Annotated in this window: 22 protein-coding genes and 1 other RNA gene; 13 read left to right on the top strand and 10 right to left on the bottom strand. The window is 67.5% G+C overall.

Annotated features, from left to right (window positions below):
* Positions 1 to 21: 21 nt before the first annotated feature.
* The 3 genes from GV007_RS08720 to GV007_RS08710 all read right to left on the bottom strand — a co-directional run bounded on the left by GV007_RS08720 (position 22) and on the right by GV007_RS08710 (position 3,572).
* Positions 22 to 822 carry an SDR family NAD(P)-dependent oxidoreductase gene (locus GV007_RS08720; protein WP_160071914.1) on the bottom strand — a complete coding sequence of 267 codons (801 nt, stop codon included), beginning with the start codon at positions 820 to 822 and terminating at the stop codon, positions 22 to 24.
* Between the two features lie 61 nt (positions 823 to 883).
* Entirely contained in the window at positions 884 to 1,774 is an 891-nt protein-coding gene (locus tag GV007_RS08715; RefSeq protein ID WP_160071913.1) for an SMP-30/gluconolactonase/LRE family protein, read from the bottom strand.
* Positions 1,764 to 3,572, bottom strand: coding sequence for a glycoside hydrolase family 15 protein (locus tag GV007_RS08710; protein WP_160071912.1), 1,809 nt, complete (start codon positions 3,570 to 3,572; stop codon positions 1,764 to 1,766). Before GV007_RS08710 ends, GV007_RS08715 begins: the two co-directional genes overlap by 11 nt.
* Positions 3,573 to 3,781: 209 nt before the next feature.
* Here GV007_RS08710 and GV007_RS08705 point away from each other — a divergent pair, with 209 nt between their 5' ends.
* The 6 genes from GV007_RS08705 to GV007_RS08680 are packed head-to-tail and all read left to right on the top strand — an operon-like array spanning position 3,782 to position 10,080.
* Positions 3,782 to 4,852, top strand: a complete 1,071-nt coding sequence (locus tag GV007_RS08705) for an acyl-CoA dehydrogenase (protein ID WP_160071911.1) — start codon at positions 3,782 to 3,784, stop codon at positions 4,850 to 4,852.
* Positions 4,849 to 6,336 (top strand): bifunctional PIG-L family deacetylase/class I SAM-dependent methyltransferase, encoded by a 1,488-nt coding sequence (locus GV007_RS08700; RefSeq protein WP_160071910.1) that lies wholly within the window; start codon positions 4,849 to 4,851, stop codon positions 6,334 to 6,336. Before GV007_RS08705 ends, GV007_RS08700 begins: the two co-directional genes overlap by 4 nt.
* Entirely contained in the window at positions 6,333 to 7,163 is an 831-nt protein-coding gene (locus tag GV007_RS08695) for a glycosyltransferase (RefSeq protein ID WP_160071909.1), read from the top strand. The genes GV007_RS08700 and GV007_RS08695 overlap by 4 nt, the downstream gene beginning before the upstream one ends.
* Positions 7,160 to 7,687 carry a hypothetical protein gene (locus tag GV007_RS08690; RefSeq protein ID WP_160071908.1) on the top strand — a complete coding sequence of 176 codons (528 nt, stop codon included), beginning with the start codon at positions 7,160 to 7,162 and terminating at the stop codon, positions 7,685 to 7,687. Before GV007_RS08695 ends, GV007_RS08690 begins: the two co-directional genes overlap by 4 nt.
* Positions 7,684 to 9,111, top strand: a complete 1,428-nt coding sequence (locus tag GV007_RS08685) for a phytoene desaturase family protein (RefSeq protein WP_160071907.1) — start codon at positions 7,684 to 7,686, stop codon at positions 9,109 to 9,111. The genes GV007_RS08690 and GV007_RS08685 overlap by 4 nt, the downstream gene beginning before the upstream one ends.
* A gap of 30 nt (positions 9,112 to 9,141) precedes the next feature.
* Entirely contained in the window at positions 9,142 to 10,080 is a 939-nt protein-coding gene (locus GV007_RS08680; RefSeq protein ID WP_160071906.1) for an aldose 1-epimerase family protein, read from the top strand.
* 2 nt (positions 10,081 to 10,082) lie between these two features.
* On the opposite strand, the gene GV007_RS08675 is transcribed toward GV007_RS08680, so the two are convergent.
* Entirely contained in the window at positions 10,083 to 11,069 is a 987-nt protein-coding gene (locus GV007_RS08675; protein WP_160071905.1) for a LacI family DNA-binding transcriptional regulator, read from the bottom strand.
* A 174-nt stretch (positions 11,070 to 11,243) separates the two neighbouring features.
* Here GV007_RS08675 and GV007_RS08670 point away from each other — a divergent pair, with 174 nt between their 5' ends.
* From GV007_RS08670 to GV007_RS08660, 3 genes are all read left to right on the top strand, one after another.
* Positions 11,244 to 12,068 (top strand): Nif3-like dinuclear metal center hexameric protein, encoded by an 825-nt coding sequence (locus GV007_RS08670; RefSeq protein ID WP_160071904.1) that lies wholly within the window; start codon positions 11,244 to 11,246, stop codon positions 12,066 to 12,068.
* 101 nt (positions 12,069 to 12,169) lie between these two features.
* On the top strand, positions 12,170 to 12,904 hold the full coding sequence (locus GV007_RS08665; RefSeq protein ID WP_160071903.1) for a zinc ribbon domain-containing protein: 735 nt from the start codon (positions 12,170 to 12,172) through the stop codon (positions 12,902 to 12,904).
* A gap of 149 nt (positions 12,905 to 13,053) precedes the next feature.
* Positions 13,054 to 14,202 carry an ABC transporter ATP-binding protein gene (locus GV007_RS08660; RefSeq protein ID WP_104241372.1) on the top strand — a complete coding sequence of 383 codons (1,149 nt, stop codon included), beginning with the start codon at positions 13,054 to 13,056 and terminating at the stop codon, positions 14,200 to 14,202.
* A 197-nt stretch (positions 14,203 to 14,399) separates the two neighbouring features.
* Here GV007_RS08660 and GV007_RS08655 read toward each other — a convergent pair whose 3' ends face one another.
* The 3 genes from GV007_RS08655 to GV007_RS08645 all read right to left on the bottom strand — a co-directional run bounded on the left by GV007_RS08655 (position 14,400) and on the right by GV007_RS08645 (position 17,917).
* Complete coding sequence (locus GV007_RS08655) at positions 14,400 to 15,362, bottom strand: carbohydrate ABC transporter permease (protein ID WP_104241371.1); 963 nt, start codon at positions 15,360 to 15,362, stop codon at positions 14,400 to 14,402.
* Complete coding sequence (locus GV007_RS08650) at positions 15,359 to 16,489, bottom strand: carbohydrate ABC transporter permease (RefSeq protein ID WP_104241370.1); 1,131 nt, start codon at positions 16,487 to 16,489, stop codon at positions 15,359 to 15,361. The genes GV007_RS08655 and GV007_RS08650 overlap by 4 nt, the downstream gene beginning before the upstream one ends.
* Positions 16,490 to 16,600: 111 nt before the next feature.
* Complete coding sequence (locus GV007_RS08645; protein WP_160071902.1) at positions 16,601 to 17,917, bottom strand: ABC transporter substrate-binding protein; 1,317 nt, start codon at positions 17,915 to 17,917, stop codon at positions 16,601 to 16,603.
* A gap of 321 nt (positions 17,918 to 18,238) precedes the next feature.
* Here GV007_RS08645 and rnpB point away from each other — a divergent pair.
* Positions 18,239 to 18,604: RNase P RNA component class A (gene rnpB, locus GV007_RS08640), an RNA gene on the top strand.
* 91 nt (positions 18,605 to 18,695) lie between these two features.
* On the opposite strand, the gene ppgK is transcribed toward rnpB, so the two are convergent.
* Both ppgK and map read right to left on the bottom strand, forming a co-directional pair.
* Positions 18,696 to 19,478: a polyphosphate--glucose phosphotransferase gene (gene ppgK, locus GV007_RS08635; protein WP_104242077.1), complete on the bottom strand. Its 783-nt coding sequence runs from the start codon at positions 19,476 to 19,478 to the stop codon at positions 18,696 to 18,698.
* Between the two features lie 40 nt (positions 19,479 to 19,518).
* Positions 19,519 to 20,391, bottom strand: a complete 873-nt coding sequence (gene map / locus GV007_RS08630) for a type I methionyl aminopeptidase (protein WP_160071901.1) — start codon at positions 20,389 to 20,391, stop codon at positions 19,519 to 19,521.
* A 12-nt stretch (positions 20,392 to 20,403) separates the two neighbouring features.
* On the opposite strand from map, the gene GV007_RS08625 reads away from it, so the two are divergent.
* Positions 20,404 to 20,592, top strand: a complete 189-nt coding sequence (locus GV007_RS08625; RefSeq protein ID WP_104241367.1) for a hypothetical protein — start codon at positions 20,404 to 20,406, stop codon at positions 20,590 to 20,592.
* Positions 20,593 to 20,625: 33 nt separating this feature from the next.
* Here GV007_RS08625 and panB read toward each other — a convergent pair whose 3' ends face one another.
* Positions 20,626 to 21,453, bottom strand: coding sequence for a 3-methyl-2-oxobutanoate hydroxymethyltransferase (gene panB / locus GV007_RS08620; protein WP_228502331.1), 828 nt, complete (start codon positions 21,451 to 21,453; stop codon positions 20,626 to 20,628).
* A gap of 75 nt (positions 21,454 to 21,528) precedes the next feature.
* On the opposite strand from panB, the gene glnA reads away from it, so the two are divergent.
* Positions 21,529 to 22,866, top strand: a complete 1,338-nt coding sequence (glnA, locus tag GV007_RS08615; protein ID WP_104241365.1) for a type I glutamate--ammonia ligase — start codon at positions 21,529 to 21,531, stop codon at positions 22,864 to 22,866.
* Between the two features lie 3 nt (positions 22,867 to 22,869).
* Positions 22,870 to 25,887 (top strand): bifunctional [glutamine synthetase] adenylyltransferase/[glutamine synthetase]-adenylyl-L-tyrosine phosphorylase, encoded by a 3,018-nt coding sequence (locus GV007_RS08610; RefSeq protein ID WP_160071900.1) that lies wholly within the window; start codon positions 22,870 to 22,872, stop codon positions 25,885 to 25,887.
* Positions 25,888 to 25,911: the final 24 nt, after the last annotated feature.

Raw genomic sequence — 25,911 nt, 5'->3', positions numbered from 1 at the left:
TGTGCGGGCGCCGAGCGGCGGCTAGATCGTCGCGACCGAGCCCGAGTCGACCCGGTAGTTCGAGCCGTTCACGAACGAGGCCCTGTCTGAGCAGAGGAAGGTGATGACGGAGGCGACCTCGCTCGGCTCGCCGCGGCGGCCCAGCTCCATGTACGGTCGCTCCTCGTCGAGGAACGACTCGATCGCCTCGTCGATGTCCGTGCCGAGCTCCTTGGCGCGCTTCTCCATCATCGCGTCGGTCATCGGCGTCGAGATGAAGGCCGGGGAGACCGCGTTCACGAGCAGTCCCTCCGACGCGTAGCTGCGCGAGAGTCCCTTGGAGAGCGCGAGGATGCCGGCCTTCGCCGCGCAGTAGGGGAGCTCATCGTCGTAGGGCTGCACCGCATCCTCGGAGGCGAGGAACACGATCCTGCCCCAGCCGCCCTTGCGGAGCGAGGGGAGGAACTGCCGGACGAGCCGAACGGGACCGAGCAGGTCGATCTCGACGGTCTTCGTCCAGCCCTCGTCGTCGATCTCGTGGAACAGGCCCTGCGCCCCGGTGATCCCCGCGGACTGCACGAGGATGTCGATGTCGCCCACGTGCTCCTGGACGAAGCCGTGCAGCTCGGCGAGCTCATCGAGTCGGGTGATGTCGGCCGCGTGCGCGAACAGCCTGCCTGCCGGCGCCTCGAGCTTGGCGGCCGCCTCCGCGAGCGCGTCCGGGTCCTTGTCGCTCAGGACGACGATCGCGCCCTCGTCGAGCAGCTGCCTGGCGGTCTCCCAGCCGATGCCGGAGTCCCCTCCGGTGATGAGCGCCTTCTTGCCGGTGATGCCGAGATCCATGTGCGTGTCTCCAGTCTTGGTTCGAGAAGTGACGTGCTTGGGGAAGAGAAGAATGAAGGGGTCACCGCGGGCTTGCGGATGCCCCGAAGAGGTTGGCGGGGCGGCCGTGCCCGACGCCCTCGATGGCGAAGATCGAGCCGCTGAGCGGTGCATCGACGAGGTCGCTCTCGGTGAGGTTCTCGCGCGCCGTTCCGACGAACAGCGTCGAGAGCCCGTCGCCACCGAAGGCGACCGACGTGACGTTCGGCGCCGGAAGGCTGAGGTCAGCCAGCGGCGACGCGCTCGCGTCCCAGTGCGCCACGCGTCCAGCGCCGTAGATGCCGTTCCAGAAGGAGCCGTCGACGTCCCTGGCCAGCCCGTCCGAGTTTCGCCCGTGGATGAACGGCTCCAGCTCGCCGAGGTCGTCGGGGCCAGGGCCGTAGCTCGCCCGGTAGACGGTCTGCGTCGACGTGTCGGTCACGAAGATCGTGTCGCCGGAGTCGCTCCACTCGAGGCCGTTCGTCGTGTGGAACCCGCCGAGGAGCAGTCGGACGGTGCCGTCGGCGTCGAAGGTGTACAGGGCTCCATCTGCGGCGGGCGACGTGGTGTTCATCGACCCGACGACGAAGCGACCGAACGGGTCTACTTTGCCCTCGTTGAAGCGGATGCCACCGTGGGAGTGCACGACGGAGGCGATGGTCTTCTGCAGCTCCCCGTCCGGCCCGAGCACGACGATGCGGTCCTGGAGCGATGCCACGAAGCCACCGCCGGCGGCCGGTTGCACGGCGCTGACTGGGGCGGGGAGAGCAGAGACCCGGTCGTCGCTGCCGTCGCGAGCACCGTCGAGCCTCGCCCGATGGAAGGTGCCCATCGTGATGTCCACCCAGGCGAGTTCGGAGGTGCGAGCATCCCACCAGATGCTCTCGACGAGCACCGAGCGCAGCTCGCGGAAGACGGTCGGTTCACTGGTCATCTGCGGCTTCCTCCGGTGCGAGCTGTCTGATCAAGAGGGCGGCGTTGATGAGCGCCAGGTGGCTGAGTGCCTGCGGGAGGTTGCCCCAGAAGGCGCCGTCGCCGGTAGCGATCATCTCGGCGAGCAGCCCGACGTCGTTGGTCTGCTCGACGAGCTCGTCCATCGCAGCGATCGCCTCCGAGGAACGGCCGACGCAGGCGAGCGCCGAGACCCGCCAGAAAGCGCAGGCGACGAAGGTGTGCTCTTCGCTGGCGACTCCCGAGTACCGGTAGAGGAGAGCGCCGTGGCCGAGTTCCCGGGTCAGGGCGTCGATGGTGGACGACATGCGCTCACCGCGGTCGAAGCCGCTCGGCGCGTGCAGCAGCACGGAGGCGTCGAGGCGATCCGAGCCGGGATGCATGACGTAGCTGCCGAGCTCCTCAGACCAGCAGTGCTCCAGCGTCCACGCTCGGATGCGCTCACGTTCCGCTCGCCAGCGATCGACGTCTCCTTCGATGTGCGCGCCCTCCGCGAGCGCGATCGCGTCGTTGAGCGCCTGCCAGCACCCCATCTTTGAGGAGGTGTAGTGCTGTTCGTCACCGAGCTCCCACATTCCTGCGTCTCGCTTGCGCCAGTCGTCACAGGCCTTGTCGGCGACCTTGGCGAGGAGTCGTGCGGTTTCGACGTCGAGGAGATTGCCGTCGTCGACGTAGGTGCGGCTGATGGCGATGAGGTCGCCGTAGATGCCGAGCTGCAGCTGCCCTTGCGCGGGGTTTCCCGTCACGACGGGGCTGTTGCCGCGCCATCCGGGGACGTCGTACTTCTCGACGCCCGCGCACGTCTCGCCGTTGAGCGTGTACATGACGTAGATATCCGGGCCCTGCTCGCGGATGGTGCGCAGCAGCCAGGAGATTGCCGCGTGCGTCTCCTCCCTGAGGCCGAACCAGACGAGTGCGTGGGCGGTGTAGGCGAGGTCGCGGATCCAGGCGAACCTGTAGTCCCAGTTCTTGCCGCCGGCTGGGTTCTCGGGAAGCGACGATGTCCCCGCCGCGGCGATAGCCCCTGTGGGGCTGTAGATGAGGAGCTTCAGCGCCAGCGCGCTGCGCTGGACCTGCCGGGACCATGGGCCGTCGTAGGAGAACTCCTTGGACCAGCTCAGCCAGCTCTCGATGGTTCGGTCGATGCCCTTGTCGACGTTCTCCGGCTCTGGAACGCGGAGGGGCTCCCCCTCGGTTGCGGTCAGGACCAGCAGGTGTCGCGAGTCGGGCACGGTCGTGAACCCGCCTCGGAGCTCGGCCTCCTCCGTGCCGCTGCGCGGGTCTGCGCTCTCGGGGCCGTGCTCGCTGCCGACGACGGCGAGGGAGAGCTCGCCGCAGCGGATGATGGTGTGCCGACCGACGCGGTCGAGCCACGGGGACCTGGTGCCGAGCATCGTCCCGGGAACGACGCGCCAGGTGAACTCGACGCTGCCTTCGATGCCGTCGACTCGCCGGGCGAACTCGGCCCAGGGGAGGCGCCCGGCGACGCCCGTGACCATGGCGTCGGTGACGCGTGCCACACCGCTCTCGCTCGTGTAGGTGGTCTCGAGCACGTTGGTCTGCTCGATGTACCGCCTCGTGGACGTGAAGTCGCCCGCGGGGGTCAGCTCGACGTACCCGCCCTTCTTGTCGTCGAGGAGGCGCGCGAAGACGGGGAGCGAGTCGAGGTTGGGCAGCGGCAGCCAGTCGACGCGTCCATCGGGCGTGACGAGGGCGATGGTGCGCCCGTCGCCGATGGCGGCGTAGTCGCGAAGGGGGAATCCGGGGGGAGTCTGCGTCATGAGGGTCACGACGCTACGGGAAGGCTCGGTCTGCTCCGTGGGAGTTTCCTCCGCGTGCCTGAGCGCCTGCCGCTACTCGGGAGCGCGTACGGTTATCGGCTCGCTCGCCTGGTGTCAACCCTCCTGTGACCTCACGGTCGGCGTGCGTAGCGTGCTGTTGACCAGGGAGTGCAGCATCCCGCCGTTGGGTTTGGCTGGAGGGAGACAGGGTGCTCGAGTTCATGGGCAGGATCGGGGTCGACGCCGACTTCTGGGACGGCAGCGCCCGGCTCCTCGCGGCCGCCGAGGAGTGCGCAGGGGACGCCTCGCAGATGCTCGGCGTCCTGCGCGAGCTCCCTCCCGTCCCGTTGCCTGGACGCGGTCGCACTCGCTCGCTGCTGCATCTGCTGTCGAGCATCGCCGCGATCGATCTCACAGCCGCCCGTGTCGTCGAGCCGCACTTCGACGCCGCAGCGATCCTTGCGCAGGCGGGCGCGGAAGTCGGACGCGGTGAGGTCTGGGGCGTCTTCGCTTCAGCGTCGCCGGTGGCTGTCCGATGGGTTCCGGAAGCGGACTCGCACAGCGTCGCCGAGGGTGCCGACGCTGAGCTGACCGGGGCCAAGCGCTGGTGCTCGCTCGCAGCGAAACTGGATCGCGCCCTCGTCACCGCGTCGGATTCGACGGGGGAGTGGATGTTCGTGGTCGACCTCCGGCAGGCGGCTGTGGTGCCGCGCGAAGGCGGGGCCCCCTTGACCGGCCTCCGTGGAGTGCCGAGCGGGCCGGTCGATCTCCACTCGGCGGCTGCCAGAGCCGTAGGGGACGACGCCGGCTGGTACACCTCGCGTCCGGGGTTCGCCTGGGGTGGGATCGCGGTCGCCGCCGTGTGGTTCGGGGGAGCGGTGGCCCTCGGGCGTGCGCTTGAACGCGCTGTGGGCGGCAGGGAACCGGACCAGCTCGGGCTCGCCTGGCTCGGTGAGGCGGATCGTCTGCTGCACGGCGTCCAGGTGCAGCTCGACGACGCCGCCGACCGCATCGACGCGGGGAGCGCCGACTGGGCGCTTGCTCAACGGGTGCGCGGGAACACCGCCTCCGCCTGCTGGCGCCTGCTGGCACTCTGCGGAGAGGCCATGGGGCCTGGCCCCCTCGCCTTCGACGCCGCGCACGCACGACGGGTCGCCGATCTCACCATGTACCTCAGTCAGCATCACGGAGCCCGCGACGATGCAGCTCACGGGCAGCAGCTCGCGGCCGCACTGCACCGCTCCTCCGAAGCCCCATCGATCTCGGGGGTCGGCTCGTGATCGGCGCCGCTTCGGTGGAGTTCACGCATCTGGACACGGGGACACCAGAGGCAGCCTGGAGGGAAGCCGGTATCGAGCACCTGCCGACCCTCGCGCTCGAAGATAACCTCGGCCCGGAGACGCTGCTCATCGTCGGAGCCGCGCACCCCGACGACGAGTGCCTCGGCGCCGCTGGCCTCATCCGCCGGGCACTCGCCGCCGGAGCCGTCGTGCGCGTTCTGCTGTGCACCTGGGGCGAGGCCTCGCACCCGGCCTCGCCGAGCGTCCAGCCACCGGCGCTCGCCGAGCTGAGACGAGCAGAGTTCCACGAGGCGCTCAAACGGCTTCGCGCGAATCCTCCCGTGGGGTCCGAGACCACCGGCGGGCAGTCGGGCTCCATCAAGTCGATCGAGCTCGGCCTCGGCGACGGCCAGCTCTCGGAGTCCACCGACCTCATCGCAGACGCCGCAGCGAAGATGGTCCGGGATTCGCCGGCACAGCGTGTCGTCATCGCCGCGCCCTACCGGAGAGACGGACACACTGATCACGACACCGTCGGTGCCGCGCTCGCGCGGGCCGCCGCCGAGTCTGGCGCGCTGCTCCTCGAGTTCCCGATCTGGTTCTGGCACTGGGCTCACCCCGCGCGCGACAGCGAGTGGCGTCACTGGATGAGGCTGCCGCTCTCGGCTGGGGCGATCAAAGCCAAGGCGGACGCCCTCGAGGCGCATACCTCGCAGCTGCACGCGCTGTCCGACGCGATCGGCGACGAGACGGTGCTCGGGGCGAGTCAGCTCGAGCACTTCTCGAGGAGCTTCGAGGTCTTCCGGGTGACAGCGAGCGCGACCCGCGACGCCGGCTCGGCGAGTCACACGTTCGATGGCGTCCATGCAGACGCGGACGACCCATGGGGCCTCCGATCCAGCTGGTACGAGCGGCGCAAGCTCGCCCTCATGGTCGGGATGCTGCCCAACGAGACGTACCGGTGCGCCCTCGAGATCGGCTGCTCCATCGGCGAGAGCACTGCGGCGCTCGCTGAGCGGTGCGATCACCTCCTGGCCGTCGACGCGAGCGCCACCGCCCTCGGTCTCGCCGCGGCGAGACTCGCCGATGTCACGGGGGTCGACCTGGCCAAAGCGACTCTGCCGCACGACTGGGACAGCCTCGGTCTCGGGCCCGGTCAGCTCGATCTCGTCATCGTCTCCGAGACCGGCTACTACCTGGCGGAGGACGAGCTCTGCGAGCTCCTTGCCAACTCCCGTCGGGCCCTCTCACCGACCGGCGTGCTCGCGCTCTGCCACTGGCGTGGTCCGATCGACGGCTGGCCGCTCGACGGCGATCGAGTGCACGCCCTCGCAGCACGACTCGGCATGCGCAGCCTCGCCTCCTACTCGGAGGAGGAGACCCTCATCGAAATCTACGAGAACGGGACGCCGCCGCGTGGTGGTTCCTGCTTCGCCTCTGGTGCAGCTTCTGGTGCGCAACAGTCCGCGAGCGCGGCCGGATGACGATCGCGAGTCCGGTGAGCGGCCCGGCGACCGGTGAGGGGAGCTCGCGAACGCCCATCCGCGACCTGCGGATCGTCGTGCCCGCCCGCGATGAAGCCGAGACGCTCGCTGAGTGCCTCGACGCGTTGACCGTCGCGATGGACTCGATGCGTTGTGCGGGCGCAGGCGTGCGGGTGCAGCTTGTGCTCGTCCTCGACAGCTGCCGCGACGCGAGCGCGCGGATCGCGGCACGAGCTGCCGAGCGCGACCCCCGCATCCACGTGATCGAGGGTCTGCACGGCTCTGTCGGCAAAGCCAGACGAACGGCGGTGAGCGTCGCGCTCAGCCTCATCTCCGAGGGCGACCCCACAGCCGGCGACCCGACCTCGACGTGGATCTCTTCCACCGATGCCGACTCCGCCGTGCCGCCGGGCTGGCTGCTCTCGCAGCTCGAGTTCGCCGACGCAGGCACCGACCTCCTGCTGGGGACGGTGAACGTCGAACCGCAGACGGATGCGCCGCACATCGAGGCCAGGTGGCGACGGGACTACTCGAGTATCGAAGGGCACCCGCACATCCACGGAGCGAATCTCGGCGTCCGGGCCTCGGCCTACCTCGCCGCCGGCGGATTCCCTCCGCTCCGGGAACACGAGGACACCGGCCTCGCCGCCGCCGTCACCGCGTGCGGCTTCGCCGTGCACTCGACGGCCAGCTCACCCGTCCTGACCTCGGCGCGGCGACGCGGACGCACGCCGGGCGGTTTCGCTGGATATCTCGAAGACCTGTGCGCCCCGAATCTCGAGCCACGAGACAATCGGGACACGGCAATCGAGAGGAGCAGGGCATGACAACGGCACGCGGATTCGACCACGACGTCTACGCGGGGTATCTCAACGCGCACCTTTTGGCCTCGGAAGCGGGGCTGCGCGCATTCAAGTCAGCGAAGGCGACGTGGGCCGGATCGCCGCACGAGCAGACGATGCGGCTGCTCATCGCCCACATCGCGGCTGACCGCCGGGACCTCGCATCGCTCATCGACCAGCTCGGCTACCGCGAGTCGTTCCTGAAGCTCTGGCTCACGAATGCGGCGCGCGTGGCCGGAACGTTCAACCCGGTGAACATCCTCCGCCTCAGGCAGCGCCCGAGCACGCAGCTCGAACTCGACACCCTCACCGGCATGGTGCGCGCGAAGCTCTCGATGTGGGAGGCGCTCATCGCCGTGCAGCCCCGGGACCCGCGACTCGTGCTCTCCGGCTTGCAGGAACTCGAAGCCCGTGCGCACACCCAGATCGAGCTCATCCAGAGCATCAGCCGCGACTCCGTCGAGGAACGATTCCTCGAGCATGACCCGCGGGCAGGTGCTGGGCGGTGAGCCGCCGGGCGGTCGTCGTCGGCGCGGGCCCGAACGGCCTCACGGCTGCGGCACTCCTTGCGACGCGCGGCGTCGAGGTCACTGTGTACGAGCGCGACGCCCAGATCGGCGGAGCAGCGAGGTCTGCCGAGCTGTTCGGGCCTGGTTTCGTGAGCGACCTCGGGGCCGCGGCGCATCCTTTCGGCGTCGCGAGCCCGGCGTTTCGCGAGCTCCAACTCGAGCAGAACGGGCTCGAATGGGTGCAGCCCGAGATCCCGATGGCGCACCCCCTGCCGGGCGGCCGCGCGGCGATGCTGCACAGGGACATCGAACGCACGGTTCAGGAGCTCGGCGTCGACGGTCCCAGCTGGCGGCGCCTGCACGAGCATTTCTCGCACCATCCTTTCGAGACGGTGGAGAACGCGATGGGTCCGCTCCTTCGAATCCCCCCGCATCCCGTCGACATGGCGCGGCTCGGGCTCTTGGGGGCGCTCCCGGCGGCGACGCTCGCGAACCTCGTCTTCCGAAGCGGCGCAGCCAAGGCGCTCCTCGCCGGTTCCGCGGCGCACGCGACGCTGCCGCTCACTCGGCCGCTGACATCGGCGTTCGGCATCGCCTTCGGAGCCCTCGGCCACAGCACCGGGTGGCCCGTGGCGAAGGGCGGCTCGGCGAGCATCACGGATGCACTCGCCAGAGTGCTGCTCGCCAACGGCGGACGCATCGAGACCAATGCAGAGGTCACCGACCTCCGCGACCTCCCGCGGGCAGACGCCGTCCTTCTCGACCTCACGCCGAAGCAGATCCTCCGCATCGCCCCGGAGCAGCTGGAGTCGCGCTACGCCGCTCACCTCGCACGATGGAAGTACGGGGCTGGTGTGCACAAGATCGACTACCTGCTCGACGGACCCGTGCCGTGGGAGGACGCGCGGGTCGCGTCCGCCGGCACCGTGCACGTCGGCGGGGAGTTCCGGCAGATCATCGAGGCCGAACGCGACATCAACCGCGGGCGCATGCCGGAGAAGCCGTTTGTCATGGTCACGCAGCAATCCGCTGCCGACGCGAGCAGGACACACGATGGCAGGCAGGTCCTCTGGTCGTACGCACACGTGCCCAACGGCACGGCGCTCGACGTGCGCCCGGCCCTCGAGGCACAGATCGAACGCTTCGCACCCGGCTTCGCCGACGTGGTCCTCGAACGTCGAGAGTGGTCGCCGAGCGCGCTCGAAGCGTGGAACCCGAACCTGGTCGGCGGTGACATCGGCGGCGGCTCGATGGCGGGCACGCAGCAGCTGTTCCGGCCTGCGCCCTCGCTGCATCCCTACCGCGCCGGACGACGGGGACTCTACGTGTGCTCGTCGTCGACGCCGCCTGGGGGCGGGGTCCACGGCATGCCCGGCATGCACGCTGCACGAGCTGTGCTGCGCGATTGGGCACGGCGCGACTGAGCCGTCGGCGCCTCCCGCTACGGTGGACGCATGCAGCCACCTGTCACCGGTCCCCAGCACGAGGTTGAGAGCGCACGAGTCCGCGTCAAGGTCGGCCGGGTCGCTGCGGTGCTCCGTTCCCTCGAGGTCGGCGGCGTGCAGCTCGTCGAGGACTTCGGCGACGACGTCCTCCCGCCCTTCGGCGCCGGCTTGACGCTGTTCCCCTGGCCGAACAGGGTCAGGGATGGCCGATGGGCGCACGACGGGAAGACGCAGCAGCTCGACATCACGGAGCCCAGCAAGGGCAATGCCTCGCATGGTCTCCTGCGCAACACGGAGTACGCGGTCGTCGCAGAAACGGGCTCAGGCCTCGAGCTCTCCGCAACCGTGTTCCCTCAGCATGGCTGGCCCTTCACGCTCCGCCACAGGGTGCGCTACGAAGCCGTCGACGACGGCCTCGTGGTAACGCACACCGTCGCCAACCTCGGCACGCAGCGGGCGCTCTTCGCAGTCGGTGCTCACCCGTACTTCCGCATCGGAGAGGAGCCGATCGCCGATCTCATCGTCAGCGCCGACCTCGTCGAGCGCGTGCTGCTCGATGATCGACTGCTCCCGGTGGGAACCGAGCCCGTCGTGTCGGGAGGAACGTTCGACCTTCGTGGTGGTCGCAGGGTGGGCGATCTCGACCTCAACTACGCCTTCCGCGTCCGCCCTTCCGGCGACCGCACGCTGCTGACCGTCGAGTCCGCGGCCGGGGCCCGCCTCGAGCTCTGGGGCGACGCCGAATTCCGGCACCTCCAGCTCTACACGCCCGCCGACTTCCCCCGCCCCGAGGGGCACCACGGAGGCACTGGCCTTGCGTTCGCCGCGGAGCCGATGACGTCCCCACCGGACGCCCTCAATTCGGGCGTCGACCTCATCGAGCTCGACGCCGCGCAGGTCTGGAGCAGCTCGTGGGGAGTGCGCTTCTCGCCGGCAGACGAGAGCTGAGCTCAGACGCCCTTGCCCGAAGAACGGCGGACGACGAGCCGCGGTTCGACGAGCAGTTCCTGCGGCAGCGAATCCTTGCCAGCCTCGGCGTCGATGAGCCACCTCGCGGCCTCTCGTCCGATGACTCCGTTGTGCGGGTCGACGGACGTGAGCGAGACACCGGCGATCGAGGCGAGGAACGAGTTGTCGTAGCCCGTGAGCGCCACGTCGTCCATCGTCAGTCCGCGCTCCTCGAGCGCACGCTGCACGCCGAGAGCGGCAAGGTCGTTTGGCGCGATGATCGCGGTCGGCGGGGTCGCACGGGACAGCACGCTCGTCGCGGCGACGTAGCCTCCGAGCTCGGTGAAGTCGCTCTCCTGGACCTGCACGTGGCCTGCGAGTCCGTGCGCCGTCATCGCTTCCTCGTACGCTTCCGCCCGGCTGCGGCCGGCGGCGGCAAGGCCTCCGAGATGCGCGATGTCGCGGTGGCCGAGGGAGGTGAGGTGCTCGACCAGGAGCGCGAGGCCCTTGCGGTCATCGGTTCGCACGCAGCCCGCGTTCGGCAGCCCTTCGGCCAGGCCAGAAGCCACGACGACGGGGCGATCCTCGGCGAGAGCACCGAGCGAGGCAGCGTCCGGAAGAGAACCGGCGATGAGGACGCTCCTCGGGCGCAGATCGCTGAGCGTCGCGATCGTGCCCTCGTCGAGCTGGCGCACGGTCCCCGACTCAGGCAGCACGGCGGTTGTCATCAGCCCGCGCCGACCCGCGCGGTCGAACTCCAGGCTCGCCGCGTCGATGATCTCCGCGAACACGGGGTTGACCGGGTCTGCGACGAGAATCCCGATGAAGTCGCTCATGTTCGTCGCCAGCGATCTGGCCAGCAGATTCGGTCGGAACCCCAGCTCGTCGGCCGCCGCGAGCACGCGGCTCTTCCTCGCCTCGCTGACCTTCTCCGGATCGCTGTACACGAGCGAGACGAGCGACTTGGACACGCCGGCAACCGCCGCCACGTCGCGAATCGTGGGACGCTTTGCGGGATTTGGGACAGCACGACGCTGTTGCTCTGACAAGAGGTCTCCTGGGGGAAACTCTGGGAGAAGGGCTCCGGGGGAGGGAGCTTCGGAGTGCTAACACTACGCGGAAAGTGCGGCACCCGACGGCAGTACCGCCGGTAGAATCGCCCCATGGTGACCCGACTGCGCGACGTGCTCATTTTCGGAGAGCGGAACTGGCCCTCGTCAGGAGCGGAGTCCTGGGACTCGGTCGGTCTCGTCTCCGGCGCGCTCGACGCTGAGGTGGGCCGCATCCTCCTCGCAGTCGATGCCGCCCAGCTGACCGTGAGTGAAGCCGTCGACACATCCGCCGACCTCCTGCTCGTGCATCATCCGCTGCTTCTGCGCGGTGTCACGACCGTGGCGGAGTCGAGCGCGAAGGGCTCGCTCCTCGCGCAGCTCATCCGCGCGGACTGCGCGCTTCTCGCAGCACACACGAACGCCGATGTCGTGGAGACCGGCACCTCGGCGGCGCTCGCTTCTGCGCTCCGGCTCGAGCAGGTCACGCCGATCGTGCCGTCCGCAGACAACCCCGACCGCGGTCTCGGACGCGTCGGCGTTCTGCCGCAGCCCATGACACTCGGGGCGCTCGCACGGGCTCTCGCGGGCATCCTGCCGGCGACCGCGACTGGGATCCGCGCAGCCGGCTCCTTCGACCGCCTCGTCGAGACCGTCGCGCTGTGCGGCGGAGCCGGCGACTCGCTGCTCGAGGACCCGAAGGTCATCGGGGCTGACGTCTACATCACGAGCGATCTTCGCCACCACCCGGCCTCGGAATCGCTCGAGCAGTCACTCGCACGCGGCCGGGGGCCGGCACTCATCGACACCTCGCACTGGGCGAGCGAGTGGCTGTGGCTCGACCATGCTGCTCGGGAGCTGCGCGCGGAATTCCCTCAGCTCGACATCGAGGTGTCCGAGCTCCGCACCGACCCGTGGGAGTTCGCCATTCCCCAGTAGTGCGCGGCGGGCCACATGCGCGCCCTGCTCGGGCGGCACACGACTTCACGACAGAATGAGGGAACTATGAACGACTACCAAGACATGAACCGGGGCCAGGCATGAAGGCCAGCGAAGCAGACCAGCGCCGTCTGCTCGACCTGGCCGAGGTCGACACCAAGCGCCGCCGTGTGCAGCACGTCGCGAAGAACCTGCCAGAGCAGCACCACCTGAACGCCCTCGACGAGGAGCGGACGAAGCACCGTGCCGAGGTCGTGCAGCTGCTCGGGCAGCTCGAGGACTCGCGCAGCGAACTCAAGAAGATCGAGTCGGACGTGGAGACCGTCGAGGCACGCCTGAAGCGCGACAACGACAGGTTGCAGGGTGCATCGAGCCGGAAGGACATCGAGGCGCTGCAGCGCGAGATCGAGGTGCTCCAGCGACGCCGGACGATTCTCGAGGACGGCGAGCTCGTAGTCATGCAGCGCGTGGAGGAGCAGACCGCGGCTCACGAGGGTGCACTCGAGTCGCAGCGAAGCGTGGAGGACCGTGCGCGGGAGCTCACTGTTCTGCGCGACGCCGCTCGCGACAACCTCAAGGGCGAGTACCGTGTCCTCTCCGAGCAGCGGGCGAGCGTCCTCGCGAGCCTGCCAGCTGAGCTCGTCGCGCTGTACGAGAAGCAGCGTGAGCGCTACGGCGTCGGCGCTGCCGAGCTGATCGGCAACATCACGACGGGAACCAACGTGGCCCTCGACCGGCCCGAGCTCGAGAAGATCCGCCGCGCGGCGCCGGATGACGTCGTGATCTGCCCGGACTCAGGCGCCGTCCTGGTGCGCACGGAGAAATCCGCGCTCTGATCTGAGAAAGTCGAGCGCCCGCCGCTGAGTTCTGACATACTCAGTGGCGGAGCGCCGACGGCGTCGCTTGAAGTGAAACGCATCGTTGCTCCTCACCTATTACTACGGATCGTCCGGCACGTACCTGCCGGTAATGAGGGAGTACTCCTATGGCAACTGTGACCTTTGAAAGCGCCTCGCGCGTCTACACCGAGGGCGCTCGTCCCGCGGTCGACAGCCTGGATCTCGAGATCGACGACGGAGAGTTCCTCGTCCTCGTCGGCCCATCCGGCTGCGGCAAGTCCACATCGCTGCGCATGCTCGCAGGCCTCGAAGAGGTGAACCACGGCCGCATCCTGATCGGCGACCGCGACGTCACGCACCTCCCGCCCAAGGACCGCGATATCGCCATGGTGTTCCAGAGCTACGCGCTCTACCCGCACATGACGGTCGGCGAGAACATGGGCTTCGCGCTCAAGATCGCCGGCATCAACAAGGAAGAGCGCGCCAAGCGTGTCCTCGAGGCCGCCAAGATCCTCGACCTCGAGCCGTACCTCGACCGCAAGCCGAAGGCGCTCTCCGGTGGTCAGCGTCAGCGTGTCGCCATGGGCCGAGCCATCGTGCGCAGCCCTCAGGTCTTCCTCATGGATGAGCCGCTCTCCAACCTGGACGCGAAGCTCCGTGTGCAGACGCGTACGCAGATCGCGAGCCTCACCCGTCGCCTCGGCGTCACCACGGTCTACGTCACGCACGACCAGACCGAGGCCCTCACGATGGGTGACCGCATCGCGGTCCTGAAGGACGGTGTCCTCCAGCAGGTCGGAACCCCGCGCGAGCTCTACGCGAAGCCGAAGAACGTCTTCGTCGCCGGCTTCATCGGCAGCCCGTCGATGAACATCTTCGGTGCTGACCTCACCTCCGAGGGCGTGCGCTTCGGAACCGACGTCATCCCGCTCGAGCGTGCCACCCTGGCAAAGCTCAAGTCCGGTACCGCCACGGTCGGAGTCCGCCCCGACGACATCATCATCTCGCGCGAGGAGAAGCCGGGCCTCAAGGTCGAGGTCGACCTCGTCGAGGAGCTGGGCGCTGAGGGCTACCTGTACGGCCACTCGATCATCGACGGAACGCGCACGGACATCGTCGCTCGCGTCGACGGCCGCAGCCACCCTGAGGTTGGCGAGACGATCTACGTCACGACGGACAACGACCACATCCACATCTTCGACCCGGAGACCGAGCAGCGCATCAGCGGTGCGCTCACGGAGGCCATCCGCCTGCAGGAGGCGAACGACGCTCTCGCGAGCGGAGCCGCCAACTAGCACTCTTCTCCTGAGCTGCGAACGCCCTCCCCAGATCACTGATCTGGGGAGGGCGTTCTGCTGCGCCAACGAGGAGACGCGTCGCAGTGATGGAGCAGGGGAGCGGGCACCGCGAGCTGCTGTGTCACCGCACGACTGAGGGGGAGCCAGCTGGCTCCCCCTCAGTTGTGATGCGGGCGCCGAAGGCGCCGACGTGACTAGCCCTTCGTGGAACCTGCCAGGAGGCCGCGGACGAAGTAGCGCTGCAGCGAGAAGAACACGATGAGCGGCACGAGGATGGAGAGGAACGCCCCAGCCGTGAGCAGCGGCCATTCCTGACCACGCGAACCAGTGATCTCGGCAAGCAGCTTCGTCATGGGAGCCACCGCACCGTCCGCGAAGACGAGCGCGACCAGCAGGTCGTTCCAGACCCAGAGGAACTGGAAGATACCGAACGAGGCCACGGCGGGCAGCGTCAGCGGGACGATGATGCGGAAGAAGATCTGGCCGTGGCTCGCACCGTCGACGCGCGCTGCCTCGATGACCTCACGCGGGATCTCCGAGATGAAGTTGTGCAGCAGGAAGATGGCAAGCGGCATGGCGAAGATCGAGTGAGCGATCCACACCTGCGCGAAGCCGGCGTCCGCTCCGAACGCGGCGATCACGGGGACACCGAAGATCTCACCGCGGGCGAAGAGCTGGAGCAGCGGCACGAGTGCCATCTGGATCGGCACGACCTGGAGGGCGAAGACGAGGATGAACAGCCAGTTCTTGCCCTTGAAGTCCATCCACGCGAATGCGTACGCGGCGAGCAGTGCGATCGCGAGCGGGATGACCGTCGCGGGGAGCGCGATGACGATGGAGTTCAGGAACGCCTGCGCCATCGTCAGCTGCGTATTGCCGGAGGCGAGCACCTCGACGTAGTTGTCGAAGGTCAGACCCCAGTTCTGGAAGATCGTCCACCAGCCGGTGCTGACGACCTCCGCCTTGGGCCGGAACGAGGAGACGAAGAGCCCGAAGGTCGGGATGGTCCACACCACGGCGATTGTGATCGCCGCGATGGTGGCCCAGCGGCTGGTGAGGTTCTTCTTCACCTTGCCGCTTGTGCTCTTCTCGCCTCGCGCGAGCTGTTCCGCCGTCTTCGTGTCGACGGGCAGTTCGACTGGAACGATGGCGCTCATCGGATCTCCCTCTGCTTCTTCATCTGGTTCGCGTTGTAGATGATGATCGGCAGCACGAGGATGAACAGCACGACCGCGAATGCGGCCGATCGTCCGGTCTCGAAGGTCTTGAACTGCGTGTACATCTCGTTGGCGATGACGCTCGTGTCGTTCGCGCCTGCGGTCATCGTGCGAACGATGTCGAAGACCTTGAGCGAGGCGATGGAGATCGTCGTGACGACGACGACGAGCGAGGAACGGATGCCGGGGACCGTGACGTTGATGAATCGCTGCCACGGGTTGGCACCGTCGAGGGATGCGGCTTCGATCTGGTCCATCGGAACGCCCTTGATGGCGGCCGAGAGCACGACCATTGCAAAACCGGTCTGCACCCAGATGAGCACGATGATGAGGAAGAACGTGTTCAGGGGCGACTCGGCGAGGAAGTCGTAAGGCTGCCCGCCGAACCAGACGATGATCTGGTTGAGAAGGCCGATCTGGTCCTGATCGGCTGGTCGTGCCGTGTACATGAACCTGAAGATGATGGATGCGCCCACGAACGAGATCGCCATGGGCATGAAGACGAGTGCCTTCAGGAATTTCTCACCACGCGACTTGTCGATGAACACGGCGTAGGCGAGGCCCGCGACCGTCGACAGGATCGGCGTCACGACGACCCAGATGATCGTGTTGAGGACCGTCCGGATTCCGCTTGGCTGCGTGAAGATCCAGATGAAGTTCTCGAGGCCGACGAAGTCGCCGGACTTGTTCGTGAATGCCTGGCCGGTGGTCTGAATACTCGGGACGATGAGTCCGATGATGACCAGGATCAGGGCAGGTGCGAGGAAGCCGATGAGGCCGATCAGGTAGCCGGCGCCTTCACGCGACCTCTGGTCGAACCAGAAGAGCAGGGCACCGAGGAGGATGGCGACGATCGCCGCCCAGGTGTAGGTGCCGAGGATGAACACGAGTGCGACTGGGACTGCGATGCAGACGACGAGCCGCAGGATCGTGTATTTCTTGCCGGGTCGAGGTGCGAGCTCGACGAAGTAGACGATGAGCGCAACCACCGCGAGGAACGCGATGATGACGATCGGGACTTGCAGGAGTGGCGGCAGTTGGGCCAGCCACGTGAAGAAACTTGCCATTGTGACCTTCCAGGGTGGCAGACAAGCACGTGCGCGGGGGACGTCGTCGTCCGTGCGGTGGAATGCGTGTGGAGCACCCGACACGAGGCCGAGTGCTCCACAACACGGTGCTTAGCTGGAGGGCCAGCCTGATTCGATCTGGGTGGTCACGGTGTTGACGTCCGTGCCGTTGATCCAGTCGATGATGCCCTTCCAGAACGTTCCTGCTCCCACTGCCGAGGGCATGAGGTCAGATCCGTCGAAGCGGAAGGTCGTCGCCGGGTCCTGGAGGATCGCGATGGACTCCTGCAGGATGGGGCTGGAGGCGCTTGCCGGGTCGAGACCCGTGTTCGCGCTGATCACGCCTCCGAGCGAGACGCGGCTGTTCGCCCATTCAGGGCTGGAGAGGTACTCCTGGACCTTGACCGTGTCCTCGTCCGAGTTGAACGATCCCACGATCTCGCCGCCGCCCGTGACGGCGAGTTCCTTGCCCTCGACGGGCGGAGTCATGAAGGCCCAGACGTCGCCGTCCTCACCGACCGTGCCACCCGCTTCGGTGATGAAGCCGTCGTAGAAGGAAGCCTGGTGGTGCAGCGCGCACGTGCCGTCGACGAGCTTCGCGGCTGGGTCGCCGAACGCGGTCGAGTTGATGGAGCGCACGTCGCCGAAGCCGGCATTGACGTAGTCGGGGTTCGTGAGGATCTTGCCTGCTTCATCGAACGCGGCCTGGATGCGCGGGTCGGTGAAGGGAATCTCGTTCGCGACCCACTGGTCGTAGACCTCTGGTCCCTGCTGGCGGATGACGAGGTCTTCGATCCAGTCGGTGCCCGGCCATCCGGTTGCGGCGTCGGAGCCGAAGCCTGCGCACCATGGCGCGGTTCCGGTCTTGGCCTGGATCTCGCCGGTGAGCGTGATGAGCTCTTCCCACGTCTTCGGCACTTCGTATCCGTTGTCCTTGAAGAACTTCGGCGAGTACCAGACGAAGCCCTTGAGGTTCGCCATGAGTGGCGCCCCGTAGACCGTGCCGTCGTACGAGGAGTACGTCTTCCAGTCTTCCGACCAGTACTGCTCGAGGTTGCTGACGACGCCTTCCGGTGCCTCCGTGAGCAGGCCGCCGCTGGCGAGGTCGCCCATGAGGCCGGGCTGCGGGAAGATGGCGATGTCCGGCGGGGTACCGCCCTGGGCTCGAACGGAGATCTGCGTCTCGAACTCCTTGGAGCCTTCGTAGACGATCTCGATGCCGTTCTCTTCCGCCCAGCCTGCCCACGATTCCTCGAGGAGCTCGGCTTCGGCGTCGACGATCGTGCCGTAGATCGTGACCTTGTTGTCGCTTGGGCCGCCCGAGCTGTCCTGCACCCCGGGGCCACCGGAACAGGCGGTCAGGGCGAGACCGGCGACTGCGAGTGCGGCAACCGATGTTGCGGCACGTCGCTTCGTGGATGTTGTCATTGAACTCCTCCTTAAGTCCTTGACTGCGAGCGAACCGCCGTTCTGGGCAGTCATTGCCCAGATTCGCTGCGAGAGCGCGTCGGTTCGGCTACGACATTCCTGAGAGCTGCGTGTGGAAATGCCGTGCGCTTTTGGAGCGTACACGAACTCCTCAGTTGATCCACGCCGTTCACTAAGTCGTTATCAATGGATGTTCAGGTGCGGTGAAAGTGGCACGATCCTCGCTCTGGTCACTGCCGGAAGAAGCACTCCTGCCCATCCAGAGTCAAATTGTCGTGACAACGTCCGGCGGTTTCTCCAGGCAGTACGATGGTGCGTGAGCAGGTCGACCAGGCGGTCGCGTCATGGGAAGCCATGCCGAGGAACGTCCGGGCTCCGCAGAGCAGGACGGTGGGTAACGCCCACCCGGGGAAACCCGCGAGACAGTGCCACAGAAAGCAGACCGCCCCGCCGTGTCCTTCGGATGCTGGGGTAAGGGTGAAAGGGTGGGGTAAGAGCCCACCGGGCGCCTGGTGACAGGCGCTGCAAGGTAAACCTCGTCCGGAGCAAGGCCATACAGGGGATGACGACGCTGCTCGCCGAGTCCCCGGGTAGGCCGCTAGATGCACGCGGCAACGTGTGCGCGAGAGAGATGGCCGCCCCCGATCCAGATCGGGACAGAACCCGGCGTATCGGTCGGCCTGCTCACCTTCGTGGTCGCGATGCCGGGCTTGAAGCTGTTCTGGCTTCCAGCCCGGCCGCTCCCGTCCGATTCTGCGCGTGCCGAGGATCGGAGTTGTTAAACCCAGTGCTCAGCTGCGAGGCACGCTGAGCCGACGATACCGGCGTTGTTCATGAACTCGGCGACGACGATGGGGGTCTCGACATCGATGTAGTGCAGGAACTCGTCTGCCTGCTTGGAGATGCCACCCGAGACGATGAAGACATCGGGGGAGAAGAGGGCTTCGAGCTGGCGATAGTAGGGAGTGAGCCGCGAACCCCATTCCGAGAATGACAGCTCATCGCGCTCGCGCACCTTCGACGAGGCGAACTTCTCATAGTCGCTATGGTCGCCGATGCTGATATGGCCGAGCTCTGAGTTCGGGAACAGATGGCCTCCGTAGAACATGGCCGTCCCGATGCCGGTGCCGAGCGTCGTCATGATGACACTGTCGAGTCGCCCGTGCGCGACGCCGAATCGGACCTCCGCGATGCCGGCTGCGTCTGCATCGTTCGCGAGCGCCACTTCGCGCCCGACTGCCTCGGAGAACGCCGCCCTGGCGGCGAAGTCGATCCAGCGCGGCGAGATGTTGGCCGCGGAGCGCGTCACCCCGTGCTTGACGATCGCGGGCACGCTGATGCCCACCGGAACGTCCGTGTCGCCGTCCAGGTCCTTGTCCCAGATCTTGCGGACGATCTCCATGGTCGCGTCGATGACCTCGCGCGGGTCACCGCCGACTGGCGTCGGCACCTTGCGCCGCTTGGAGAGCAGCTCGCCGGTGCGGAGGTCGACAAGCGCCCCCTTGATGCCGGTGCCGCCGATGTCGATGCCGATGGCCTTGGTGGCTCTGCTCTTGCCCATGCGTGTGAGCATATCGGGAGCGGGGTTCCCGTTCGTGCCGTCAGGCCGATGGCACGGTGAGGAGCCGCGCGCCGTCAGAGGTGACGACGACGGTGTGCTCCCACTGCGCGCAGCGAGAGCCGTCGGAGGTCACGACGGTCCAGCCGTCATCCCAGAGGCGCCAGTCCGAGGTTCCGAGCGTGAGCATCGGCTCGACGGTGAAGACCATCCCCTCTTCGATGACCGTGGTGTGCTGCGGGGAGTCGTAGTGCGGGATGATCAGGCCGGAGTGGAAGGCTGCGCCGACACCGTGGCCGGTGTAGTCGCGCACGACCCCGTAGCCGAACCTCCCCGCGTACTTCTCGATGACGCGTCCGATGACGTTGACCTGCCGTCCCGGCTTCGCAGCGGCGATGCCGCGCATCATGGCCTCGTGCGTGCGCTCGACGAGCAGCCGCGACTCGTCGGCGACGTCTCCGACGAGGTACATGCGGTTCGTGTCTCCGTGCATGCCCTCGAAGTAGGCGGTGATGTCGACGTTGAGGATGTCTCCGGATTCGAGCACCGTGTCGTCTGGGATCCCGTGACAGATCACCTCGTTGAGCGAGGTGCAGCTCGACTTCGGGAACCCGCGGTAGCCGAGCGTCGAGGGATAGGCGCCTCGCGCGGTCACGAAGTCGTGCGCGATGCTGTCGAGCTCATCGGTGGTGATGCCGGGGACGGCGAACTGCTCGAGGTGCTCGAGGGCATCGGCGGCGATGGTGGATGCCCGCTCGATCCGGGCGATCTCCTCCGGCGTGTAGACATCCCCGCCCGTCCACTTGTCCGGCGCCTGCTTGCCGACGTACGGCGGGCGGGCGATGGCGGCAGGGACGGATCTGGCCGGGGCGCTGCGGCCAGGGATGAGGAGTCCTGTGTTCGGGTCTTTCGGCATACGCTTGAGCCTATGACCGATACGCATGCACAGGAATTCTGGTACAACTCGCGCACGGGCGAGGTCGAGGTCGGACGGCAGTCCCTCGGCTCTGAGCTCGTCGGCCCGTTCGCATCCGAGGCAGAGGCGAAGCGCGCCCCTGAGAAGCTTCAGGAGCGCGCGAAGGCCTGGGCCGAGGAAGAGGCCGAAGAGGACCGCTGACCGACGGCGTTCCTTCTCGTTCCCGGAGCGGCCCTAGCCGGACTGGTCCTCGAAGCTCTCCGCCTCCGATGGGAACGCGCCTGACTTGACCTCGTCGCGGTAGCTCGAGGCGGCGTCGAGGAGGATGCCCCGCAGGTCGGCGTACTTGCGCACGAAGCGCGGCATGCGACCGGTGCCGAGGCCCATCGCGTCGGTCCACACGAGGATCTGACCGTCGCACTCGGCACCGGCGCCGATGCCGATGGTCGGGATGACGAGCTCCCGCGTGATCTCCGCGGCCAGGACGGCCGGGACCATCTCGAGGACCACGCTGAACGCGCCGGCGTCCTGCACGGCGCGAGCGTCTGCTCGAACCCGCTCCGCCGCGTCGCCTCGGCCCTGCACGACGTGCCCGCCGAGGCCGTGCTCGCTCTGCGGGGTGTAGCCGATGTGGGCCATGACCGGAATTCCGGCCTCGACGATGCGCTTGATAGTGGCCTGCGAACGCACGCCGCCCTCGAGCTTCACGGCCTGCACGCCGGCCTCCTTCATGAACCTGACCGCGGTGTCCAGAGCCTGCTCGGGTCCGCGCTCATAGCTGCCGAACGGAAGATCTGCGACGACGAGGGCTCGCGACACGCCGCGCGCGACGGAGCGTGCCATGGGAATCAGCTCGTCGACCGTGACGGGCAGCGTCGAGGTCTCACCGAGCACCGTGGTGGCCGCGGAATCTCCGACGAGGAGCACGTCGATGCCTGCCTCGTCAAACACCGCAGCGGTCATGGCGTCGTAGCTCGTGAGCGCGGTGATGCGCTCGCCGGCGGCCTTGGCCGTCTGAAAGTGTCGAATTCGGACTCGCTTCGGTGCACTGGCCTGAGACATGCAGGCCATCATACGGCGGGGCGGCCTCAGGCCCAGTAGCCTAGGGGGAGGCGCACAACAAGAATTGGAGCCCGAGTGGACAAGCAGCAGGACTTCGTACTCCGCCAGATCGAGGAGCGCGGGATCAAGTTCATCCGCCTGTGGTTTACGGATGTTCTCGGAACACTGAAGTCCGTGGCAATCGCACCGGCGGAGGTGGAGGGTGCCTTCAACGAGGGCATCGGACTCGACGGCTCTGCCGTCGAGGGGTTCACGAGGCGGTCTGAGGCCGACATGCTCCTGCACCCGGATCCGTCGACGTTCCAGATGCTCCCGTGGCGTGGTGAGATCGATCCGACCGCTCGGATGTTCTGCGACATCTCCACTCCGGACGGCCAGCCCTCGGTCACCGACCCGCGCCGCGTGCTTCGCCGGGCGCTGGACGTGGCATCGGCGCAGGGCTTCACCTTCTACGTGCACCCCGAGATCGAGTTCTACCTGCTAAAGTCCGACGAGGCGCTCAGCGGCGAGCCGGTGCCGGCAGACAACGCGGGCTACTTCGACAACGTGCCAGGCGGAACCGCTCACGACTTCCGTCGTCGCGCAGTGCGCATCCTGGAAGACCTCGGCATCTCGGTCGAGTACAGCCACCACGAGGCGGGCCCGGGACAGAACGAGATCGACCTCAGGTTCTCGGATGCGCTCAACACGGCCGACAACGTCATGACGTTCCGCACCGTGGTCAAGGAAGTCGCCATCGAGCAGGGCGTGTACGCCACGTTCATGCCCAAGCCGATGTGGCAGCACCCTGGCAGCGGTATGCACACGCACGTCTCGCTCTTCGAGGGCGACACGAACGTGTTCCACGAGCCGGGCGCCGAGTACCAGCTGTCGAAGATCGGTAGGCACTTCGTCGCGGGTCTCCTCAAGCACGCGCCGGAGATCACGGCCGTGACGAACCAGTTCGTCAACTCCTACAAGCGCATCTGGGGCGGAGACGAGGCCCCGAGCTACGCGTGCTGGGGTCACAACAACAGCTCTGCACTTGTGCGCATCCCGACCTACAAGCCGAACAAGGGTGGCTCGGCTCGGGTCGAGTACCGCGGCATCGACTCCGCGGCCAACCCGTACCTCGCGTACGCGGTCCTGCTCTCGGCTGGCCTCAAGGGCGTGTCGGAGGAGTACGAGCTTCCTGCCGAGATCGAGGGAGACATCTGGGAGATGTCGCCGCGTGAGCGCAGCGTGCTCGGCTTCGATCCGCTGCCGTCGAGCCTCAACGAGGCCATCGCCATCATGGAGAACTCGGAGCTGGTCGCCGAGACGCTCGGGGAGCAGGTCTTCGCCTACTTCCTCGCGAACAAGCGTGCGGAATGGAAGCAGTACCGCGCTCAGGTGACGCCTTTCGAGCTCGCCTCGAACCTGCACTCCTTGTAAGTCGTGCGCTCTGACGGTCTGCGAACGCGCCTCGCGAGGGCGGGTTTCGCCGCGCCCAGTGAGGCCGAGCCGCGCCTCGTGGAGCTCGCCGAGCTGACCGGGGTGCGGGCAGACGACGTGTTCTCCGTCGTCGACGAGCGGGTCGCCGATCCGGACCAGGCGCTCCAGTGGCTCGTGTATCTCGCGCGTCAGCACCCGAGTGCCGTCGACTCGCTGTTCGCTGAGCGACCGAACGCCAAGACGGTCGTTCGTCTGCTCGGGGCGTCGACAGGGCTAGCCGAGTTCTTCCTGCGCCACCCGCGCACGATGGAGGTCGTGCAGTCCGGCGAGTCCGAGCTGCCGACCCGTGCCGAGCTGCAGCGCCGGATGGCGGCGAGTGTCGGCGTCGACGCCGACCAGGCAGACGCCGACGGCGGATTCGGCATGGCCGTCGCGCAGATCACGGGCTCCGAGGCGATTCGGTCGCTCCGCATCCGCTACCGCACCGAACTGGCCCGCATCACCGCCTTCGACCTGGCCCAGGACGACCAGCGCGGGTGCGTCCGCGAGGTGAGTCGTGCTCTTGCCGACCTCGCGGGGGAGACGCTGGATGCGGCCATCATGGTCGCCCGCGCCGAGACACAGGCGCCGCCGAGCGGGTTCGGACGCTTCCCGGCCGAGGACGTCGAGTGCGTTCGCCTCTCGGTGATCGGCATGGGCAAGGCCGGCGCCGAGGAACTCAACTACATCAGCGATGTCGACATCATGTTCGTGGCCGAATCGTCCGACCCGGAGCGTGTCGCTGTACCGAAGGCCGTCGAGATCGGCACGAGGCTCGCGAGCCTCACGATGCGGGTCATCGACTCCACGGACATCGAGCCGGCACTCTGGGAGGTGGACGCGAACCTCAGGCCAGAGGGCAAGGACGGCGCGCTGGTTCGAACGATCGACTCGTACGCGCGCTACTACGAGCGGTGGGCGAAGAACTGGGAGTTCCAGGCGCTCATCAAGTCGAGGGCCATGGCGGGCGACTTGAGGCTCGGAGAGGAATTCGAGCGCCGAGTCGAGCCGCTGATCTGGGCGAGTGCCAGCCGCGCGGACTTCGTCGATCAGGTGCGGGCGATGCGCGAGCGCGTGACCGAGCACATTCCTGCTGAGGAAGTCGACCTGCAGATCAAGCTCGGACCTGGCGGGCTCCGCGATATCGAGTTCACCGTCCAGCTCCTGCAGCTCGTGCATGGCCAGCACGACGAGACCGTGCGGGAACGGTCGACGCTGGCGGCGCTCGAGGCGCTCAGCGAGGGCGGCTACATCGGGCGCGACGACGCGAATCAGTTCTCCTCCGACTACGAGTTCCTTCGCCTGCTCGAGCACCGGATCCAGCTGCGTGCCCTGCGGCGCACGCACCTCATGCCGACGAGCGACATCGAACGTGGCGTCTTGGCTCGCTCAGCGAGCTTCGCGAACTCACGCGAGCTCACCGACGAGTGGCAGCGGGTGAAGCTCCGTGTCCGCGGTCTGCACGAGAAGGTCTTCTATCGCCCCCTGCTCTCTGCGGTTGCGGCGCTGCCCACCGAGGGGTTCGCGCTGAGCTCGGACCAGGCAGAGGCTCGCCTGCGTGCCATCGGCTTCCTCGACCCGCGGGGCGCGCTGGCGCATATCACTGCGCTCGTGAAGGGGGTGTCCCGCAGAGCGATCATGCAGCGCACGCTGCTGCCGGTGCTCATCGACTGGTTCTCGCAGGGCAGCGACCCCGACAGCGGCTTCCTCGCCTTCAGGAAGCTCTCGGAACGGCTCGGCGACACCGCTTGGTACCTCAGGCTCTTGCGCGACAGCTCGGCGGCGGCCAAGCGGCTCACGCAGCTGCTCTCCGGCTCGAAGTTCGCGGCTGAGTTCTTCGAGCTCTACCCCGAGGCGGTGAAGTGGCTGGACGACGACGCTCAGCTGAAGCCCCGCACGCTCAACGCACTGCTCGACGAGGTCGCGACGACGATCCGCCGACACGACGACGAGGTTGCCCTCCGGAGGGCTCTTCGCACGTTCCGTCGACGCGAGGTCCTGCGCCTGGCCATCGGCGGTCTCCTCAGCCTCATCGACATCAAGCAGACGGGCGCGGGTCTCTCCGACATCGCAACGGCGACGCTCCACGGTGCGTACGACGCGGTCCGACGCATCGACAAGGTCGAGTACCCTCCGTTCGCGATCATCGCCATGGGCCGTTACGGCGGTCGCGAGCTCGGCTTCGGCTCGGATCTCGATGTCCTCTACGTCTTCGAGAAGGGCGACTTCGAGAACCCCGACCTCGCGAGTCGGCGAGCGCTTTCGCTGGTGCACCGGATCGTGGAGTTCACGGCCGACCCGCGTATGCCGATCGACCTGGATGCGGGGCTCCGCCCTGAGGGCAAGTCCGGGCCCCTCGTCCGGTCGCTGTCCGCCTACCGCAGCTACTACGCCAGGTGGTCGCTCGGCTGGGAGACCCAGGCGCTGCTGCGCGCGCACGACGTCGTCGGGGATGCCAACGTGCGTGATCGGTTCATGGACCTCGTGGACGAGGTCCGGTACGGCAAGGAGCTGTCCGAGGACGGCCTTCGCGAGGTGCGGCGCATCAAGGCGAGAGTGGAGAACGAGCGGCTGCCGCAGGGAGCGGACCCGACGCGACATCTCAAGCTCGGACGCGGCTCGCTGAGCGACGTCGAATGGCTCGCCCAGACCCTGCAGCTGCAGCACGCGACGCACCGCACGTCCCTTCGGACGACGTCGACGCTCGGCACCATCGACGCTGCACAGGACGAGGAGCTGCTGACGCCAACTGACGCCAATCAGCTGCGCGACGCCTGGCTGCTGGCCTCGCGGGTGCGCTCGGCGCTGTACCTGGCGACGAACAAGCAGTCCGACCTGCTGCCCCAGGACGGCCCGACGCTCGATGCCGTGGCACGCGCACTGGGCTACGCACCGGGCTCGGGCCCGCATCTTGAGGACGACTACCTCGGCGAGACCCGCCGCGCTCGTCGTGTCTTCGAGCGACTCTTCTACGGCGAGTAGCCGCCCGCACCTCGCACCTGCAGA

Origin of the sequence: Pseudoclavibacter sp. 8L (assembly GCF_902506465.1) — a bacterium.
In the GTDB taxonomy this organism is placed as follows: domain Bacteria; phylum Actinomycetota; class Actinomycetes; order Actinomycetales; family Microbacteriaceae; genus Pseudoclavibacter.
The sequence above is the reverse complement of the archived record's forward strand: the minus strand, read 5'-3'. Positions and strand labels throughout refer to the sequence as shown.